Raw genomic sequence first — 19,839 nt, forward strand, 5'->3', positions numbered from 1 at the left:
GGGCGGCAGCAGGCGTTCAGTGGCGGCAGTGGCCGCAGGCGCCGCTGCACGAGGCCAGCTGTTCTTCATCCGTCGCCTCGCCCATGAAGCCGGCGTCGTTGACGGCGGCCAGCAAGCGTTCCTGCGTGGCCAGCCGTTCGTCGAATTGCACCGTGGCGCCGTGGCGCGCCAGCGAGACGCAGACGGTGGCCACGCCCGTGACCGCCTCAAGTGCGCCCGTCAATCTGTCGGCGCAGCCTTCGTGATCCATTCCAATAATATTCAAGCGCGCTGTCTGCATGGGTTCCTCTTGTTTTTCAGATAAAAAAACAGCGTAGGCGAGGGGCCCGCTTGCCGTCCAGAGCCGCACGCAAGATTTATTTTCTATTTGCGGTTTTATTGATCTGGATTAATTCTTACCCCTCCAGTCCGGCCTGAAACTGCTGTTGTTTTGTACACAGTTTCCATAATCCAGTCGACAAGCGCGCTCTGCTGCGCGATACTGTCATTCTGATAAGAATGCTGATGAACGCACTGGAAAGGAGGGGCCATGCAGCGCCGCCCCCTGCTCAAGCTTGCCGCCCTGTGGCCGTTGGGCGCTGCGGCCGCCGGCACGCCGCTGCCGCTCGTGTATCCGCGCCACCAGGCGTTCGATGATCCGCAGCAAGGCTATGTGACGGCCTTGCTGCAACAGGCGCTGGCGCGGTCGGGCCAGGCGTATGCCTTGCGCCGTTCCGAACTGCGCATGGTGCAGACGCGCGCCATGCAGGAAATCGCCATGGCATCGGGCAGCGTCGATGTCGTCTGGGCCATGACGAGCCGCGCGCGCGAAACGCAATTGTTGCCGATACGCATCCCTATCGATCGCGGCCTGATCGGCTGGCGCGTGGCCCTGATCCAGGCGCGCCAGCCGCAGCTGTTACGGGGCGTGCGCAGCATCGCTGCCCTGGCGCGGCTGTCGGCCGGCCAGATGCGCGACTGGCCCGACTCCGCCATCCTGCAGGCGAATGGCTTGCGCCTCGACACCTCGAGCACCTACGAAGGCCTGTTCCAGCAACTGGCGGCGGGGCGTATCGACTACTTTCCCCGTTCCGTGATCGAGGCGCAAAGCGAGCTGGCCAGCCATGCGCAATTGCCGCTGGCGCTCGATGCCCACCTGGTCATCCGCTACCCGGCCGCGCTGTACTTTTTTGTCGGCAAGCACCGGCCGGAACTGGCCCGCCACATTGAAACGGGATTGGAAGCCATGCTGGCCGATGGCAGTTTCGCGCAGCTGTTCCAGCGCCATTTCGGTCGCCTGGCGGACGGTCTGAAGCTGTCCCAGCGGTACGTGCTGGAGCTGGTCAATCCCGACTTGCCGGAGGAGACGCCGCTGGCGCGCAAGGTACTTTGGTATCGTCCAAAACATTACTAGTGGTTTTGTTGATCGGTGTCAAACAGGTGCTCCAATCGTGCGCAGGATGTTTGATGAAACGCAAGGCGAGTTCAACAGAACACCTGTTGACACTTGTAAATTTTTCACCGAATATGATTCCTCGTAACAACATTTCCCCGGCACGGGCCTCCATGGCTGATGCTGCGCGGGACCCTGTCCGCCCGTTCAACCGCCAGCGCCTGCCAGCCCGAGAACGGGTAACCAACCGTCTCTTTTCGAAGGTTTGCCCATGCTCGATTCGATCGCGTCGGTATTGCACCAGGTTCCAGAATTGGCCTTGTTCCTGGCACTGGCCCTGGGCTACGCGGTAGGGCAGATACGCTTCGGTCCCATCCAGCTCGGCGGCGTGTGCGGCACCCTGATCGCCGCGCTGCTGATCGGCCAGCTGGGCATCACGCTGGACGCCAGCGTCAAGAACGTTTTCTTCATGCTGTTTATCTTTGCCCTCGGCTATGCGGGCGGTCCCCAGTTCTTTGCCAACCTGAATGCCAAGGGCTTGCGTCTGGGCATACTCTGCCTGATCGAAGTCGTGGTGGTGCTGGCCCTGGTGCTGCTGGCCACGCGCTTCCTGGGCCTGGACCAGGGCACGGCGGCCGGCATGATGGCGGGCGCGGCGACGGAATCGGCCGTCGTCGGCACGGCCACGGACGCCATCTCGAAGCTGGCCTTGCCGGCGGCACGCATCGCCGAGCTGCAAGCCAATGTGGTCACTGCGTATTCCATCACCTACATCTTCGGCCTGATCGCCATCGTCATCGTCACCAGCCAGATTTTTCCGCTGTTGTTGCGCGTCAACCTGCGCGAGGAAGCGGACAAATTATGGGAAAAGATGGGCGGCGCGCAAACCGATGGCGATGGGGTGCAGGCCACGCCGGAAATGGTGGGCCGCGCCTACCGCATCAGCCGCGGCGCGGGGCGCCGTCTCGATGCCTTGCAGCATATTTTTGCGGGCCGCGCCAGCATCACGCGCGTGCGCCGGCATGGCAAGGTCTTGTCTTTGGAACCCACATTGCGTTTGCGCAATAACGACGAAGTGCTGGTGATTGGCCACCGTCCCGCGCTGGTGGCGGCCGAAGCCATCCTGGGCGAGGAATTTGCCGATACGACGGGCTTGAACATGGCCGTCTCCGCCGTCGAAGTGGTACTGCAGCAAGCCGCGCTGGTGGGCCAGCCCTTGCGCCAGCTGGCCTTGCCCACCGGTGTGCACGTGGCGGCCGTCGTCCGTGGCGAGCACAGCATGCCCCCCTTGCCCGACCTGGCCCTGCAGCGCGACGACGTGCTGCGCCTGTACGGCACGACGGAAGGACGCGAACTGAACACGGCGCTGGCCGCCATCGGCAAGCGCGTGCCCACTGGCGACCGCAGCAATATCGTCTATGCCAGCATCGGCATCGTGCTCGGTGTGTATATCGGCGGTTTTACTGCCAGGCTGGGCGGCATTCCGTTTTCGCTGGGCACGGGCGGCGGCGCCTTGCTGACGGGCCTCGTGTTCGGCTGGTACCAGGCGCGAAAGCCGGGCATGCCGGGCATCCACCCCAGCGCGCTCGACATGATGAAGGATATCGGCCTGGCCACCTTCATCGCTTGCGTGGGCCTGGCCTCCGGGCCGCAGGCGATCGAGCTGATCCGCCAGTACGGCCTGTCGCTGCCGCTGATGGGCGTATTGATCGCCGTCATCCCCGCTTCGCTGTCGTTGCTGGTAGGCCACTTTTTCCTCAAGCTGGAAGCGCCCGTGCTGCTGGGCGCCATCGCTGGCCAGCAGTGCAGCACGCCGGCCTTGTCGGCCGTGCAGAACGCGGCCGGCAATTCCACGCCCTTGCTGGGCTACACGATCACGTATGCGATCTCGAACGTGGTGCTGCCCCTGCTGGGGCCGCTCATCGTGGCCCTGGCCGGCTCGGTCCACGCATGAGCAGCTTGCAAGAGCACAGGCAGTAAAGAATTCCTTCAACACGAAAGGCGGTCCGCATGGAATGGTTGCATGAGTTATTCAAGAAGTCGCCCGAAATTGCCTTGTTTCTCTCCCTGGCAGTGGGCTACTACATCGGCAAGATCAAGTTCGGCTCGTTCCAGCTGGGCGGGGTCGCCGGTTCACTGCTGGTGGCGGTACTCGTCAGCCAGGTAGGCGTGGCCATCGATCCCGGCGTCAAGTCGGTGCTGTTTGCCCTGTTCATCTACGCGGTCGGCTATGAAAGCGGGCCGCAGTTCTTCAATTCCCTGGGGCGCCAGTCCGTGCGCGAAATCATCCTGGCCGTCGTGCTGGCCGTGACGGCGCTGCTGACGGTGGTCATCCTGGCCAAGGTGTTCGGCCTGGACAAGGGCCTGGCGGCCGGCGTGGCGGCGGGCGGCTTGACGCAGTCGGCCATCATCGGCACGGCCGGCGACGCGATCACCAAGCTGGGCCTGGCGGCCGACGAGGTGGCGCGTTTGCAGGGCAACGTGGCCGTCGGCTATGCCGTCACCTATGTGTTCGGCTCGTTTGGCGCCATCATCGTCTGCGTCAATATCTTGCCTAAGCTCATGAAACGCACCATCCGCGAAGATGCGATCAAGGCGGAAACGGCGCTGCAGGCGGGCGTGCAGGTACTGGGGCCGGGCCAGACGCCGGCCGTGCCTGACCTGATCGGCCGCATCTACGACGTGGGTCCCGGTGCCGGGCGCTCCGTGGCGGACATCGAAAGCGCCAATCCGAACACGGCCATCACCATCGAGCGCGTGAAACGCAATGGCCAGATCATCGACGTCAGCCCGGACCTGGTGCTGGCGGCCGACGACATCGTGCTGCTGGTGGGCCGCCGCGAAGCGATGCTCAGCGTCTCTTCCCAGCTGGGCAAGGAATTGCTTGCCGTCGAAGGCATGGAGCTGGTGATGCAGCGCCGCGACATGGTGCTGACCAACAAGGCTTACCACAACAAGACGGTGGGCGAAATCCGCAGCGCGACGGCACCGGGCGTGCGTCACGGCATCTTTGTCGTGCAGCTGAGCCGCATGGGCAAGATATTGCCCATGCAACCGGAAACCGTGGTGCAGACGGGCGACGTGGTGACCATCTATGGCGCCGAGCAGGACGTCAAGCGCGTGGCGGCCGAAGTGGGCTACATGATCGTGCCGAGCGCCAAGACGGATTTCGTCTACATGGGCGCCGGCCTCGTCGTCGGTTTGCTGGTGGGCTTGCTGGTGGCGCGCATCGGCTCGATTCCGCTGACCCTGGGCAGCGGCGGCGGCGTGCTGCTGTCGGGCCTGGTCTTCGGCTGGTTCCGCGCCAAGCGCCAGACGTTTGGCTACATGCCCAGCGGCGCCGTGCAAATCCTCAAGGATCTGGGCCTGGCCGGCTTCGTCGCCGTCGTCGGCCTCACGTCGGGCCTGCAAGCCGTGCAAACCGTGCGCGAACACGGCCTGACGCTGTTCGGCGTGGGCGTCGTGGTGACCATCCTGCCGATGATTCTGACCATGCTGATCGGCCGTTACATCTTGCGTTATGACAACGTAGCCGTGTTCGCGGGCGCCTTGTCCGGCTCGCGCAGCGCCAATCCCGCGTTCGGCGAAGTGCTGAACGCGGCGCAAAACTCGATTCCCACCGTACCGTTCGCCATCACGTATGCCTTGGCCAACGTTTTCCTGACCTTGCTGGGGCCGCTGATTGTGGCCTTTGTCTGAGTCTGCATGTATGTGCAAGAACCTTTGCAAGAACCCTCGAAATTATCAGTCTGATAAGGAGTAGCAAAAATGGATTTCAGTAACCCAAGCAAACTCGCCCTGTTGAGCCCCTTCGAATTGAAGGATGCGCTGATCCAGACGGCCAAGCAAAGCAACCGCCTGATGCTGAACGCGGGCCGCGGCAACCCGAATTTCCTGGCCACCACGCCGCGCCACGGTTTCTTCCAGTTCGGCCAGTTCGCCATGACGGAAGCGGAGCGCTCGTATGTGTACATGGACGACGTGGGCGGCTTTCCCACGCGCGAGGGCATCGAGGCGCGCTTTGAAATCTTCGTGCGCAAACACGAAGGCAACCCGGGCGTGCATTTCATCGAGGCGGCCGTGTCGTATGTGCGTGACCAGCTGGGCTTGAGCGCGGGCGATTTCATCTATGAGATGTGCGAAGCCATCCTCGGCTGCAACTATCCCGTGCCGGACCGCATGCTGCGCCTGTCCGAGAAAATCGTCGGCCAGTATATCCACCGCGAAATGATCGGCGACCATCCCTTCGTCGGCAATTTCGACATGTACGCGGTCGAAGGCGGCACGGCGGCCATGACCTACCTGTTTGCCAGCCTGAAATCGAACCACATCATCCAGGAAGGCGACACGATCGCCCTGGGCATGCCGATCTTCACGCCGTACATCGAGATTCCTCAGCTCAATGATTACAAACTGAACACCGTCCACATTGATGCGCCGCAATCGAACAATTGGCAATTCACAAAGAAAGAGCTGGACAAGCTGCTGGACCCGAAAGTGAAAGCTTTCTTCCTCGTCAACCCCAGCAATCCGCCTTCCGTCAAGATCGACGACGAGACCCTGGAATACATCGCCAAGATCATCAAGAAGCGTCCGGACCTGATCATCTTGACCGATGACGTGTACGGCACCTTTGCCGACAATTTCGTCTCGCTGTTCGCCATCTGCCCGTTCAACACCATCCTCGTGTATTCGTTCTCGAAATACTTCGGCGCGACGGGCTGGCGCATGGGCGTGGTGGCCACGCATGAGAACAATGTGCTCGATGACAAGATCGCCAAGTTGCCGGAAACCATCAAGAAACAGCTGGATGCGCGTTATCACTCCATCACGACGGAGCCGCGCCAGCTGAAATTCATCGACCGCCTGGTGGCCGACAGCCGCACCGTGGCGCTGAACCACACGGCCGGCCTGTCCACGCCCGTGCAGGCGCAGATGACTTTGTTCTCGCTGTTCTCGCTGATGGATGAAGAGCAAAAGTACAAGCAGTCGATGAAGCGCATCGTGCTGCGCCGCAAGGAAGCGCTGTACCGCGAACTGGGCTTGCCGATGGTGCACGACGCCAATTCCGTGCGCTACTACCACCTGCTGGACATGGAATCGCTGGCCGCGCAGATGCATGGCGTGGAGTTTTCGCAGTGGCTGCTGAAAAAGCTGAAACCGAACGAAGCGCTGTTCCGCCTGGCCGAGGAAACGGGCGTCATCCTGCTGCCGGGCCGCGGCTTCGGCACCACGCATCCGTCCGGCCGCGTCTCGCTGGCCAACCTGAACGAATACGACTACGCGAATATCGGCCGCGCCATCCGCAGCATGGCGTCCGAGTTCTTTGCCGTGTTTGAAAAGGAAAAGGAGAAGGGCGGCAAGAAGGCGAAGAAGTAAGCCGCCAGCCGTTTCCCTGAATAAAACGGGCGCCCCGCAAGAGGCGCCCGTTTTTGCATGCCAGCCGTAGTAACCAATAGTGCAGGCTGGAATAGACATCCGTGGATATAATTGCTATTGTGAAAGTATAAACATGGCAACCCCGTGCTTTCCCCTCATTCATTGACTGGACGCTACATGGGCAGATTGCAAGGACATTTATTACTCGCCGGCGCGCTGGCGGCATTGCTGCCAGCGCTGCCGGCCCAGGCGCAAACGCCGGCCGGCGCGCCTTTGAGTTTCAGCGAAGCGCTGCAGCAGGCGGCAGCGGCTTCAGGCGCCGTGCAGGGCGCCGCGCTCGACGTGCGCGCGAAAACCCTCAAGGCGGAGGCGCTGTCGAATATCGATGGCCCTTCCGTCGACTTGACGGCGTTTCGCGGCCGCCTGTCGACGGACTTGAGTATCGATACGAGCGGCTTGTCCGGCGTGGTGGGCGGCATCGAATCGGTGCTGCCGCCGATTCCCGGCTTGCCCACGCCGCACATTCCCAATTCCCTGAACCGCGAAGTGGTGACGGACCTGACCTCGTTCGGCTTGCTGGGCATGTGGCCCATCTACACGGGCGGGCGCCTGGACGCCGTCAAGGGCCTCGCATCGAGCCTGACCCTGGCCGCCCAGGCGGAGCGTACGGAAGCGGAAGAACAGCTGGCGACCCTGGTGGCGCAGCGCTATTTCCAGTTGCTGCTGGCCAAGCGGGTGGTGGCCGTGCGGGCCGAAGTGACGGCCGGCGTGACGCAGCATCAGCGCGACGCGGCCAGGCTGGAAAAGGGCGGCCTGATTTCGCGCGCGGAACGCCTGCGTGCCGACGTGGCTCTGGACAGCGCCCGCAGCGACGAGGCGCAGGCGCGCAGCGACGAGGAAATCGCCCAGGTGGCGCTTGACCGCTTGCTCGCCGTCAACACGCAAGTGCGGCCCAGCACGCCATTGTTCGTCAACAGCTTGCCGGTGGGCACCTTGCAATCGTTCATCAGTACGGGCATGCGTGAAAATGCGAACTGGAAAAAGATCGACAGCAAGCGCGTGCAGGCCGAGCAAGCCTTGAAGCTGCATGGCAAGGAATACGCGCCCACCGTGTTTGCCATCGGTAACTACAACTTGAATCGCGGCAGCGAAAAACTCGTGCGCTCGAACTGGGCTGTCGGCCTGGTCGTGTCCGTACCGCTGGTGCACCGCATCAACACGGGCAAGATGATCGCCGCCGCCAAGCTGGACCAGGAGCGCGTGGAAGTGGTGGCGCGCCAGGCCGAGCGCGACATTCCCACCCTGATCGAAAAGAACTGGCGCGCGCTGGAAAACGCGCGCATCCAGTACCTGTCCACGGCCTCGTCGGTGGAACTGGCGCGCGAAAATATCCGTTTGCAAACGGTCGCCTTCCAGCAAGGGCAAGTGACGTCGCTGGAAGTGGTCGACGCGCGCCTGAACCTCGCCAAGGTCGAGACCCAGCGCGCGCAGACGGCCTATAACTATGTGATGGGGCTGGCGCAATTGCTGGAAGCGACGGGCGAGACGCAGCGCCTGGGCAGCCTGGCCGCCGCGGCCGATATCCAATTACCTGTGGACAAATAATAATGAGCATCTCCAAAAAACCCTTGGCCATAGTCGCCGCCATCATCGTCCTGGGCTTTGTCGGCTGGGGCTTGTACCAGGCGTTTCAGCCGCAGCGCCTGCCTTTGCAGGGGCAGATGGATGCGCAGGAAGTCAATGTGTCGTCGAAAGTGCCGGGCAGGGTGGGCGAGCTGTACGTCAAGCTGGGCCAGACGGTGCCGAAAGGCGAGCTGCTGTTCCAGCTGACGAGTCCGGAAGTGGATGCCAAGGTCGCGCAAGCGACGGCCGCCACGCAAGCGGCCGATGCCGTGGCGCAAAAGGCGCAAGCGGGGGCGCGTCCGGAAGAAATTGCCGCCGCCAAAGCCAACTGGGAGCGGGCGCAAACGGGCGCCACCATCGCCAAGACCACGTACACCCGCGTCAACAATATGTACGAGCAAGGCGTGATTGCCCAGCAGAAACGCGATGAGGCGCAAGCGCAATGGCGCGCCGCCGACCAGTTGGCGCAAGCGGCACGCGCCCAGTTTGATATGGCGCAAAAGGGTGCCCGTCCGGAAGACAAAACGGCCGCCGCCGCCCAGGCGCGCCAGGTGGGCGCCGTGCTGACGGAAGCGCAGATTGCCCTGGCGGAAACGAAGATCGCCGCGCCCGTGGCCGGGCAGGTCAGCAAGATCCAGATACAGCCCGGCGAACTGGCGCCGCAAGGCTTTCCCGTAATTACCTTGGTGAACCTCGATGACGCCTGGGCCGTGCTGCAGGTGCGCGAAGATGAAATGGCCGCGTTTGCCATGGGCAGCACGCATACGGCCAATGTGCCGGCCCTGAAGCAGCAAGTGAGCTTCAAGGTCAGTTCCGTGGCCGTGCTGCCCGATTTCGCCACGTGGCGCGCGGCCCGCCCGGGCGGCACGGACTTGCGCACGTTTGAAATCCGCCTGCGCCCCGCCATCAAGGTTGAGGGTTTGCGTCCTGGCATGTCGGTCGTGTTTCCACCGCTCTGATAGCCGATGAGTGAGATTGACAAAGAGCAGCCGGCGGCGCTGGCACGCGAGTGGCGGCGGCTGCGCGGCGACTTCTGGGACTTCGGCATGCTCAGCTGGATTCCAGTCGTGCTGTGCGGCATGCTGTGGCTGGTATTTTCTGCCGGTATCGCGCGCGACTTGCCCATCGTCGTCATCGATAACGACAACTCGACCTTGTCGCGCCAGCTGACGCGCTGGCTCGACGCTTCGCCCGGCATCGCGGTGGCGGCGAAAGTGGCGTCCAGCGACGAAGCCCTGCACCGGCTGCGCGAACGCACGGCGTTCGGCTACCTGCTGATCCCGAACGATTTCGAACAGAAACTGCTGGGCGGCCGCCAGGCCACCGTGCAATGGCTGTACAACGCGCAGTTTTCCTCGCACGCGGGCGCCTTGCTGCGCGACGTGCGCACGGTCAGCACGACCTTGTCGGCCGGCATCGAGATGACGGCGCGCGTGAAAAAAGGCATGTCGGGCGTGCAGGCGGCGGCCCAGTTCGAACCGATACGCACGACACTGAACAGTTTATATAACGAGAACATCAGCTATGAAGCGTTTCTGACCCTGGCCCTGATGCCGGCCATGCTGCAGATTTTCATCGTCGTCGCCGTCGTCACGTCCATCGGACGCGAGTTGCGCGACGGTACGGTGCCGCAATGGCTGGCCTCGGCCAACGGCAGCTGGCTGCGCGCCGTCGGCGCCAAGCTGTTGTTTCCCGTGATCGCCTACTGCGCGCTGGCGCTGCTGTACTTGCTGTTCTTCAGCCTGGCGCGCGGCTGGGCCGTGGCGGGCAGCTTGCCGGCCTTGCTGCTGAGCATGCTGCTGCTGGTGCTCGCGTATTGCGGCCTGGCCACCTTGCTGATCGGCGCCACCCTGTCCCTGCGCCTGGCCCTGTCGGGCGCGGCATTTATTACCGCACCGGCCTTCGCGTTCGCGGGCCAGGCCTTCCCCTTGATGGCCATGCCGGCGCCCGCGCGCGCCTGGGCGGAAGCCTTGCCGCTCACGCATTATCTGCAATTGCAAACGAAATACTGGCTGGCCGGCGCGCCGTGGCGCTATGGCGTGCAGGAAATACTGATCTTGGCCGGCTTTGCCATCGGCTGCGGCGCCGTGGGCGTATTCCTGCTGGCGCGCCGCGCGAATATGCCGGCGGCCTGGGGGCGCGCATGATCTGGCCGGCTTTTATCGCCACCTGGCGCGCCATGCTGACGGACAAGGGCGCGCTGACCTTGCTGTTTATCGGCGGCATCATTTACTCGTTCTTCTATCCTTTGCCATACTCGACGGAAATCGTCCAGCGCGTGCCCGTGGCCGTCGTCGACCAGGACCGCAGCGCCATGTCGCGCCAACTCACGCGCTTTGCCATGGCCCATCCCTCATTGCAGGTGATCGCCGTCACGCCGGACTTGCCCGTCGCGCAGGATTTATTGTGGCGCGACCAGGTCATGGGCGTGCTGATCCTTCCCGACGGTTTGCAGACGGACGTGCTGGCCGGGCGCGCCGCCCATGCACAGGTGGCGGGCAATGGCTTGTATTTGATGCTGAACAAGGTGGCCTTGAATGGCCTGGCCGAAGTGGTGGGCACGGTGTCGGCCGGGATCGAGCTCAAGCGTTTGGGCGCCGGCACGCCATCGACCGTGCAGGCCAACCAGCAGCGCTCGCCCATCGCCTTTGACGCCGTACCCCTGTTTAACGTCAAGGAAGGCTATGGCGCGTATGTCGTGCCGGGCGTGGCGACCTTGATCGTGCAGCAGACCTTGCTGATCGGCATGACCATGCTGTTCGGCACCTGGTATCAGCGCAAGAGCTTCCCCGTGGCCGGCCGGCGCACGGCGGGCGGCTACGCGGGCATGCTGCTGGCGTTTTCCTGCGTGGCCTTCCTTAACTGCTGCTATTTCTTCGGCTTTGTCTTCTGGTTCCAGGATTACCCCCGTGGCGGCAACTTCGGCGGCATGCTCTTGCTGCTGGTGCTGTTCTCGCTGGCGGAAGCGGCCTTCGGCATGCTGCTGGGCATGCTGTTCCGCACGCGCGAGCGGGGCACGCAGCTGATGATCGCCACCTCGATGCCGGTGCTGTTCCTCGCGGGCCTGACCTGGCCCGTGTCGTCTATGCCCGTCGTGCTGCAATGGCTGCGCTGGCTGCTGCCTTCCACGGCCGGCATCCAGGGTTTTGTTGCGCTAAATCAAATGGGCGCCTCGCTGCATGAAATCCGCCATGAAGTGGCGGGCTTGCTGGCCTTGCTGCTGGCCTGCGTGGCGCTGGGCTGGTGGCGCTGGCGCAAGCTGGAGGAAACGGTTGTCGATTTGAACAAGGCCGAAGGCACTTGATATGTAATAATTTCATTTCCACATTAAATAACAACGCCTGACAAAACCGTAGCGAGCGGAAGGAAGTTGTGGTCGAGAAGCGCAACTGTACGAACGTACAGTGAGCATCGCAGGCCGCAAATTACGACGCGCAGTAGGTTTTGACAGGCGTTAACCAAAATGTCTGCATTCAATTTGTTCCAGCGCCTGTCCCAGGCCCCCACCAAGCCCAAGGCCGCGCCCGCCGCGCGGCAGTTCGACGTGGCGGATTTGTACCAGGGACCCATCGCGCTGGGCGCAGAAGGCGAGGCGCAAGCGCGGCCGTTCGATGAAAAGCTGCGCCAGGCGTATTTCTGGATCGTCAACCACGCCATCATCAGCCCCCATTACGATATCGAGTACAACGACGGCCCGTCGCAGACGTATTCCGTGGGCGACAGCCGCCGTACGCTGAATTTGCCGTCGGCGCAAAGCTATTCCAGTTTTATTTTGCTGCCCCTGCTGACGTTCGCCACGCGCCGCAAATGCCTGTTTGTGGGCGGGCCGGGGCGGGGCAAGACGGCCAGCGCCTTGCTGATGGGCGTGCTGGCCGGTTCCACCGTCAAGGAGGTTAAACGCGCGATGCAGCACGGCCACCCGCAGATGACGGTGGCCGACTTGCTGGGTAATCCCTTGCCTGCCGACCTGGTCAACGCGCAAAGCATGGACGATATCCGCATCGCCTGGCGCGCCTGGCTGGGCATGCGCGTGAAAATCGTCGATGAATACAACCGCATCCCCACGCGCACGCAAAGCGCGCTGCTCACCGTGATGGGCGACAATTACGCGGAAGTGCTGAACCATATTTACGAGTGCCCGGAAGCGGCCTGGTATCTGACGGCCAACGACGACCAGGGCGGCGGCACGTATCAGGTGATCGAGGCGCTGCGCGACCGGGTCGACGTGACGGTGCAGGCGCTGGCGTTCAATCCCCGCTTCCTGAATGAACTGCTGCTGCGCGTGGAAGAAAACGTGCGCCCCGAAGAGCTGGTGCCGCCCGATATCATCTTCACGGAAGGGGAAGTGGACCAGATCGGCGAGGCGATCCGCCAGGTGGGCGTGCCCGATGCCGTGCGCCGCCGCCTGGAATTTTTCGCCAGCCAGTTCGAGCTGTTCGAGACGGCCGGCGGCCAGTTCGAATACATGACCAAGGATACGGCCCGCCTGGCCGGCGCCGACCGTGGCGCCGCGCAGGCGGCCGACAACGGGCGCGACCGCCTGAAGGACCTCGGTTGCCAGACCCTGAACGGCATCTCCGTGCGCACCCTGATGGCGCTGTTGATCTACGCCAAAGCCATGGCGTATTTTCGCGGCAATGGCGAGGTGGCGCTGGAAGACTTGCGCCAGGTGCTGCCGTTCGTCCTGCATAACAAGCTGCAGCCGGACCCGGACGCGCCATTTTTCGCGCTGCCGGAAAACGCGGCCTACCGCAGCGACAGGCTGGGCTGGCTGCGCCGCCTGTTCGATTTGTCCAACGATGAATTCAACCGCCTGGACCTGGACCGCGACGATCCCGTGGGCGCGCTGTCGGCCGAATTCGACCTGGGCCTTGACGGCGTCAGCGAACGCGAAACCCTGGCGCGCCTGAACCGCATCGAAAAGCTGATCGGCGAACGCACGAAAGGGCGCAAGCTGTACGGCCCCCTGTACGACGATTTGCTGAAACTCAAATACCTGCATCAGCGCTATACGAATTACCGCAGCTGGCTGCGTTCGCAATGAATATCCATCGTTGTCAAGGCTTCCTGGACGCGCTGGCTCTACTGAATAGTGAAGCCAGCGACCTGTGCGCCAGCTACGAATTATCACGCCTGCCCGATGCGCCGGATCTCGCCACGGCGCTGGGCCTGCGCGTCGAGGATTATGCCTTGAACGTCGTCGCACCCGCACGCGACTTGCCGGCCCCTTTGTGGCATATCAAGGCCGCGCCGTGCGCGCGCGCGCACCTGGAGCTGTTGTGCCAGCGCTGGTTTTTCTCGTCGCGGCACATGCAGGCGGCGCCGCCGGGACGCTTCCGCGCCCAGCTGGTGGCCGCTTTCCTCGAATCGCTCGATGAGGCGCTGGGCGGGTTTTCCCTGCACGCCGTGACGATGACGCCGCCCTCCGGTTTCTGGTACGCGATCCACTGGGACGAGATCGCCTTCGAGTCAGGCGATGAACGCTATCTGCTGCACTTTTCGCACAGCGACTGACGGGCCGCGATGATCTCTCCTGCCTTTGCCTCGCTACTTGCCAGCGGCCGCGCCCAGTTCAATGCGCGCGCAGCGGAAGCGCGCCGGCGCTTTCCTTCGCTCGACATGGCCGCCTTCGGCGCCTTTTTGCACGATGGCGTCGATCCGCTGGTGGTCGCCGTGGCCGCCGCCGCGCCCGAGCGCGTGGGCAGCATGACCCTGGCTGCCTACGACATGGCCCTGGAACTGGTGGGCCATGGCCTGGCCGGTCCGGCCGCGAAAAATCCCTTCCTCAATACCGTCTGGCGCGAGCTGGCGCCATCGTTTGCGCCGCTGCTGGCGACGGCGCCTGTCGACGTGCTGGGCATGCTCAGCAACGCCGCCATCCACCTGGGCGGCGTGGCGGGCGCGCGTCCCGCGCAGTGGCAGCGCGAGCTGGCCGCCCTGGCAGCGCAGATCGCCACGGTGGCGCAGCTGCGTGCCGTGGGCCAGGTGCTGGCCTGGCGCGCGGGCGTTGCGCATTTTCGCCAGGGGGCGCTGGCCGCCGCCGACACCTTGCCGCCCGCCTTGGTGCTGGCCGCCTTTGGCGAGCCGGGTGCGCAATGGCCGCAGGTGCATGCGCAGTTAGTGGCGAATCCATGGCGCGGCAATGCGGACGGCAGGGAGTTCGGCAGCTTCACAGGCCTCGGTGGCGGCTTCGGCACGCCGCCGCAAGTGCGCGCGACAAAAGATGGTTTTGTCGTGCGCAGCGCCGAGCGCCATTACCTGCTGGTGGCCGACGCCTATGGCACCGTGCTGCACAGCGCCACGGCGCAGGAGTTTGATCAGGCGCAAACCGGCACGCCATCGGCCGTGCGTCTCGATGGGGCGATCCTGCATATCGGCGCGCGCCGCATCGAACTCGATGTGCCGGCCGGCGACATCGCCATCGCCGCCAATGCGCACACGCTGGCCATCACGTCGCCCTGGACGCACGCCATCCGCCTGCTGCCGCTCGCATGAAGAAGGATGCTGCCCCCGCCCTGATCGACGCCTGGCGCGCCGCCTGGCCCGAGGCCCTGGCCGTCTGGAGCAAGTTCACGCGCTTGCGTGACCCCAGCCTGTGCGCCAGCCACGTCGAGGCCAGCAAGCAGGGCCTGTCCGGCAGCTTCGCCATGATCCGCCTGCTGGACCAAAGCGTGGTGGTGGACTTGCCGCTGGTGACGGAGCTGGGGCTGGACGGCTATGCGCTGGAAATCCTCGCCCATGAAATCGGCCACCACATCCTCGCGCCGGGCAGCGCCGGCGACCAGTTCCGCCTGCTGGCGCGCATGCGCCGCGCCTTGCCCACCCTGGAGCAGCACGCGCCCATGGTGGCCAATCTGTACACGGACCTGTTCATCAACGACCGTCTGCAGCGCCAGGCGAATCTGCGCATGGCCGACATCTACCGCAAGTTGCAGCAGGGGCGCACGGCGCAAGCTGACGCCAAAAGCGGCGGCGTGTGGACCCTGTACATGCGCATCTATGAAAACCTGTGGCAGCTGGAAAAGGGAGAGCTGGGCGGAGCAGGGGCTGAGAACGAGGCGGACGAACGCCTGGACACGGATGCCTGGCTGGGCGCGCGCCTGATACGCGTGTATGCGAACGACTGGATGCTGGCGGCGGGCCGCTTTGCCACCTTGCTGCTGCCCTACCTGGTCGACGATACGGACGCCCTGGGCCCCAGCCGCTATCTGCAGGACACGCGCGACGCGGCCCGCGGCTGCCAGACGTATGGCGCGCAGCAGATCGAGGATGACGAGGAGGGCGGCGCCATCCACCCGGTGCACGACAAGCGCATCTCGGGCCTCGATGGCGAAGAACCGCAAGCCGAGGCGCCGGCCAGGCAGGGCGGCGGGCAGCTGCGCGAGCCGTTCGAGCTGGGCGACATTCTGAAGGCCTCGGGCATCGACCTGAGCGACCATGAAATCGCCATCCGCTACTACCGCGAGCGGGCCTTGCCGCATCTGGTGGCGTTTCCCAGCCGCCCCGCGCCCGAATCGCAGGAGCCGCAGATGGAAGGGCTGGAAGCGTGGGAAATCGGCGATCCGCTCGAGGAAATCGACTGGCTGCAGTCCGTGATGCAGTCGCCGCGCCCCGTACCGGGCGTGACCACCGTGCGCCGCGTGTATGGCCGCGAACCGGCGCGCGCCATCGACGCCGTACCCGTCGACCTGGACATGTACGTGGACAGTTCCGGCTCCATGCCGAACCCGCAGGCGCACACATCGTTCCTGACCCTGGCCGGCGCCGTCATCGCCTTGTCCGCCCTGCGCGCCGGCGCGAAAGTGCAGGTGACCCTGTGGAGCGGCAAGAACGAGGTGATGCAGACGCCCGGTTTCGTGCGCGATGAAGACCTGATCCTGGGCGTGCTGACGGAATTCTTTGGCGGCGGCACCTGTTTTCCCATCCATTGTCTGCGCAAGACCTATGCGGCCAGGCGCGAACGGCCAGCGCACATCCTGATGATTTCCGACGACGGCATCACCACCATGTTCGACAAGGATGAACTGGGCAACAGCGGCTGGGATATCTCGGCGAAAGCGCTGGCCCAGGGCGGCGCGGGCGGCACCATGGCCCTGAACCTGGCGCGCGACTGGGATGGCGCTGCGAGCCACAAGTGGCTGCAGCAGACCTATGACGACCTGAAACGCGCGCGCCGTGAACAGGGCTGGGATATCCACGCCGTCGAGCGCTACGAGGACTTGCTGGACTTTGCGCGGGCGTTCAGCCGGCGCCACTATAGACAACCATGACATGCAGACTCCCGGACCCCACCTCGAAACCCTGACCCACCGCCTGGCCGACACGCCCGTCGAATTCCTCGCCGAACCCCGCATCGCCGGCGTCGCCAATGCGCAGGCAGTGGCGGTGGCCGCGCTGGTCAACGACATTGTGCTGCTGCATGGCGCGCGCGCGCCGGCCGCCTCCCTACAGGGTTTTGTCGGCGCGCAGGTCAAGGCCGACCGCAACCGCCTGGCGCTGGCCATGATCCTGTGCTGGCTGCTGGCCGACGAGTGGTTCATCAACCAGCAGTTGCCGCAGCATGATCTGCTGCAGGTGCTGGGCGAGGCGGCGCGCGAACTGGCCGCCAGTACGCCGGCCCACCAGTTCACGCAAGACCCCGAGCGGCGCGAGGAACTGGCGCGCATCGTGCTGGCGCGCCTGGGCTTTCGGCCCCGCGATGAAAGCGTGGCGCAGGCCACGGACAGATTGTCCGCCATCAGCGGCACGGAGCGTCGCCGCCTGCTCGAAGCGAGCCGGCTGGCCGAGCAGCGCGCGCGGGAAATTCGCGAGGCGCTGGCGAAGAAGGCGGCCGAGGAATCTGCCGACAAGTGGTCGCGCGAATGACGCTCGCTGGCAAACCTGACGTCAACCTGCCGGGCGGTGCCTGGGAATCGGACCGCGACTACTGTCCCACCCTGACGCCGGCGGGCGCGCGCATGCTGGAAAAGCTGCGCAGCCATCCTTGCGCGCCCCGCTACCGCAACCGCAGCGGCAACAAGCTGCTGGCCGAGGAAGTGGCGGCCTTGCACGCCTACGAGCAGGAAGTCATGCAGGCGGCGATCGGCTGGAGCGCCGCCGAGCCGCCACCCTGGCTGGCGGAGTTTCTCAGGGCGACCTACGCCACGGTGCCGCATTATCGCGCCTGCGGCTCGCCCCCCGCGCGCCTTGCGGACGTCGCGCCCATCAGCCGAGCCGAACTGGCGCACGATATCGCCGCCTTCGTGCCCGACGATGCGGACCTGGCGCGCATGATCAACTTCCAGACGACGGGCACCACGGGCCACCCGCTGCTGATCGCCTCGCACCCGCTGGTGGCGGGGCGCTATCTGGCCTTCCACAAGCGCGCGCTGCGCCGCTTTGGCGTGATCCTGCGCCATGGCGCGGGCCAGGTGGGCGTGATGCTGCTGGGGCACCAGCGCCGCTGCTTCACCTATGTTTCCGTCACGCCCACGATGGGTGAATCGGGCCTGGCGAAGATCAACCTGCACCCGGATGACTGGCACCAGCCTGAAGACCGCGCGCGCTACCTGGACGCCATGGCGCCCGAACTGATCGCGGGCGACCCCATCTCGTTTGCGGAGCTGCTGACCTTGCCCATGACGCACAAGCCGGCCGCGCTGCTGTCCGTCTCGATGATGCTGTTGCCCGGCATGCGCGCGCGCCTGGAAGCGGCGTTCGGCTGTCGCGTGCTCGACATCTATTCGCTCAACGAAGTGGGGCCGGTCGCCGTTTTCGACGAGCGGGCGGGCGGTCACGTGCTGCTGCAGCACCGGCTGTACGTGGAAATCCTCGACGCGGATGGCCGTCCCGTGCCGGATGGCGCGCGGGGCGAAATCACCGTGACGGGCGGTTTTAACTTTTGCCTACCCCTCGTGCGCTACCGCACGGGCGACTACGCCTCGCTGGCGCATGGCCCCGACGGTCCCGTGCTGGTGGGACTGGCGGGCCGCAGCCCCTTGCGCTACAGGACCATCAATGGAGAATGGATCAATAATATCGACATCACGCACGCCCTGAAGCCGCTGGCCATCGCCCTGTTCGGCGTGCATCAGCACGGCGACGGCGCCGTCGCGCTGCGCCTGGCGCCGGGCGCCATGCCGCAGGCTGACCGTGCGCGCGCCTTGCTGGCGCCCTTTTTCGGCGCCATCACGGTCGAGACCTTGCTGGCGGAAGACAAGATCATTCAATACACCTCGGATTTGCGGGAAGCGGCAGCATGAACCTCCATAAGCGCGGCCTCGTGGTCGGCAAATTTTGCCCGCTGCACCTGGGCCATGAACTGTTGATACAACGCGCCACGGACGGGTGCGAGGAACTGCTGGTGGTCAGCTATACCAAGCCTGAATTTCCCGGCCTGGGACCGGCGCGCCGGGAAGGGTGGTTGCGGGCGCGGTTCCCGCAGGCGCGCATCGTGGTGCTCGACGATGCGCGCCTGGCCGCCCTGTGCGCGGCGCGCGGCATGCCAGCGCGCGCGCTGCCGCACAACGACGCCGATGGCGACGAGCACCGCCATTTCATGGGCTGGCTGTGCTGGACGGTGCTGGACTTGCCCGTCGATGCCGTCTTCACCAGCGAAGAGTATGGTCCCGGCTTCGCGCAGGTGCTGGAACGGCATTATGCAAGCGGGCCGGTGGCGCACGTCAGCGTGGACCAGGCGAGGAGCCTGGTACCCGTGTCCGGCACCCTCGTGCGGCAAGATCCGCAGGCGCACGGCGCCTTCCTGTCGCCCGTTGTGCGCGCCGATTTTGTCACGCGCGTGTGCGTGCTGGGCGGTGAATCGAGCGGCAAGACGACCCTGGCGCAAGCGCTGGCGGCGCATTTCGAGACGGCCTGGGTGGCCGAATACGGCCGAGAGTTATGGGAGCGCCAGGATGGCGTATTGCACTATGACGATCTGCTGAAGATCGGCCGGGAACAGCTGCGCCGTGAAGCGCAGGCGCTCCTGGCTGCGCGGCGCTGGCTGTTTTGCGATACGTCGCCCATGACCACGTATTTTTACTGCGTCGAGATGTTCGGCAGGGCCGAGCAGGAACTGGCCCAGCTGGCCGAACACCGCTACGACCTGATGCTGCTGTGCGCCCCTGATTTCCCCTTCATCCAGGACGGCACGCGGCGCGACGAGGATTTCCGCACGCACCAGCATGCGTGGTATCAGGCCGAACTGGCGCGGCGCGGGATTGCCTTTGTCAATGTGTCGGGTTCCGTGGACGACAGGATCAGTCAGGTGGCGAAGGTACTGACGGGACCTTAATGGCGGATGCTTGGCGTACGCGGCGGTGTCGGATTACGCTGCGCTAATCCGACCTACGTTGTTGCCACGGCGGCGCACGCGGATACCGCAGCGTAGGTCGGATTAGCGGCGCATGCCGCGTAATCCGACGATATTGCTATAGCGCCCGCCGGGCAGGTTGGTGATGCTGGCGCGGCCACCTGACTGAACATGG

At 64.6% G+C, this 19,839-nt stretch carries 16 protein-coding genes; 15 read left to right on the top strand and 1 reads right to left on the bottom strand.

Annotated features, from left to right (window positions below; translation table 11 throughout):
- Positions 1–16 precede the first annotated feature (16 nt).
- Complete coding sequence (locus AC1RJW_RS22235; protein WP_077402408.1) at positions 17–280, bottom strand: heavy-metal-associated domain-containing protein; 264 nt, start codon at positions 278–280, stop codon at positions 17–19.
- 249 nt (positions 281–529) lie between these two features.
- Between AC1RJW_RS22235 and AC1RJW_RS22240 the strand changes: the two genes are divergently transcribed.
- The 15 genes from AC1RJW_RS22240 (at position 530) to AC1RJW_RS22310 (ending at position 19,646) form a co-directional block, all read left to right on the top strand.
- Positions 530–1,393, top strand: coding sequence for a substrate-binding periplasmic protein (locus AC1RJW_RS22240; protein ID WP_493046893.1), 864 nt, complete (start codon positions 530–532; stop codon positions 1,391–1,393).
- A 250-nt stretch (positions 1,394–1,643) separates the two neighbouring features.
- Entirely contained in the window at positions 1,644–3,326 is a 1,683-nt protein-coding gene (gene aspT / locus AC1RJW_RS22245) for an aspartate-alanine antiporter (protein WP_493046894.1), read from the top strand.
- Between the two features lie 56 nt (positions 3,327–3,382).
- On the top strand, positions 3,383–5,071 hold the full coding sequence (aspT, locus tag AC1RJW_RS22250) for an aspartate-alanine antiporter (protein WP_493046895.1): 1,689 nt from the start codon (positions 3,383–3,385) through the stop codon (positions 5,069–5,071).
- 69 nt (positions 5,072–5,140) lie between these two features.
- Positions 5,141–6,751: a bifunctional aspartate transaminase/aspartate 4-decarboxylase gene (locus AC1RJW_RS22255; RefSeq protein ID WP_070289784.1), complete on the top strand. Its 1,611-nt coding sequence runs from the start codon at positions 5,141–5,143 to the stop codon at positions 6,749–6,751.
- 177 nt (positions 6,752–6,928) lie between these two features.
- Positions 6,929–8,356 (top strand): TolC family protein, encoded by a 1,428-nt coding sequence (locus AC1RJW_RS22260; protein ID WP_493046896.1) that lies wholly within the window; start codon positions 6,929–6,931, stop codon positions 8,354–8,356.
- Between the two features lie 2 nt (positions 8,357–8,358).
- Positions 8,359–9,333, top strand: a complete 975-nt coding sequence (locus AC1RJW_RS22265) for an HlyD family secretion protein (RefSeq protein WP_493046897.1) — start codon at positions 8,359–8,361, stop codon at positions 9,331–9,333.
- A 6-nt stretch (positions 9,334–9,339) separates the two neighbouring features.
- On the top strand, positions 9,340–10,521 hold the full coding sequence (locus AC1RJW_RS22270) for an ABC transporter permease (protein ID WP_493046898.1): 1,182 nt from the start codon (positions 9,340–9,342) through the stop codon (positions 10,519–10,521).
- The gene (locus tag AC1RJW_RS22275) at positions 10,518–11,678 is read left to right on the top strand and encodes an ABC transporter permease (protein WP_493046899.1); all 1,161 of its coding nucleotides are present in this window, start codon (positions 10,518–10,520) and stop codon (positions 11,676–11,678) included. The genes AC1RJW_RS22270 and AC1RJW_RS22275 overlap by 4 nt, the downstream gene beginning before the upstream one ends.
- Positions 11,679–11,837: 159 nt before the next feature.
- Positions 11,838–13,418 carry an AAA family ATPase gene (locus AC1RJW_RS22280; protein WP_493046900.1) on the top strand — a complete coding sequence of 527 codons (1,581 nt, stop codon included), beginning with the start codon at positions 11,838–11,840 and terminating at the stop codon, positions 13,416–13,418.
- Positions 13,415–13,888 carry a hypothetical protein gene (locus AC1RJW_RS22285; protein ID WP_493046901.1) on the top strand — a complete coding sequence of 158 codons (474 nt, stop codon included), beginning with the start codon at positions 13,415–13,417 and terminating at the stop codon, positions 13,886–13,888. Before AC1RJW_RS22280 ends, AC1RJW_RS22285 begins: the two co-directional genes overlap by 4 nt.
- A 9-nt stretch (positions 13,889–13,897) precedes the next feature.
- Positions 13,898–14,869: a hypothetical protein gene (locus AC1RJW_RS22290; RefSeq protein ID WP_493046902.1), complete on the top strand. Its 972-nt coding sequence runs from the start codon at positions 13,898–13,900 to the stop codon at positions 14,867–14,869.
- On the top strand, positions 14,866–16,644 hold the full coding sequence (locus AC1RJW_RS22295; protein ID WP_493046903.1) for a VWA domain-containing protein: 1,779 nt from the start codon (positions 14,866–14,868) through the stop codon (positions 16,642–16,644). The genes AC1RJW_RS22290 and AC1RJW_RS22295 overlap by 4 nt, the downstream gene beginning before the upstream one ends.
- A 1-nt stretch (position 16,645) precedes the next feature.
- Positions 16,646–17,239: a hypothetical protein gene (locus AC1RJW_RS22300; RefSeq protein WP_493046904.1), complete on the top strand. Its 594-nt coding sequence runs from the start codon at positions 16,646–16,648 to the stop codon at positions 17,237–17,239.
- On the top strand, positions 17,236–18,615 hold the full coding sequence (locus AC1RJW_RS22305; RefSeq protein WP_493046905.1) for a phenylacetate--CoA ligase family protein: 1,380 nt from the start codon (positions 17,236–17,238) through the stop codon (positions 18,613–18,615). Before AC1RJW_RS22300 ends, AC1RJW_RS22305 begins: the two co-directional genes overlap by 4 nt.
- Positions 18,612–19,646, top strand: coding sequence for an AAA family ATPase (locus tag AC1RJW_RS22310; protein ID WP_493046906.1), 1,035 nt, complete (start codon positions 18,612–18,614; stop codon positions 19,644–19,646). Before AC1RJW_RS22305 ends, AC1RJW_RS22310 begins: the two co-directional genes overlap by 4 nt.
- The last annotated feature ends 193 nt before the right edge of the window (positions 19,647–19,839 follow it).

This window comes from Janthinobacterium sp. GW822-FHT07A03, assembly GCF_058798815.1.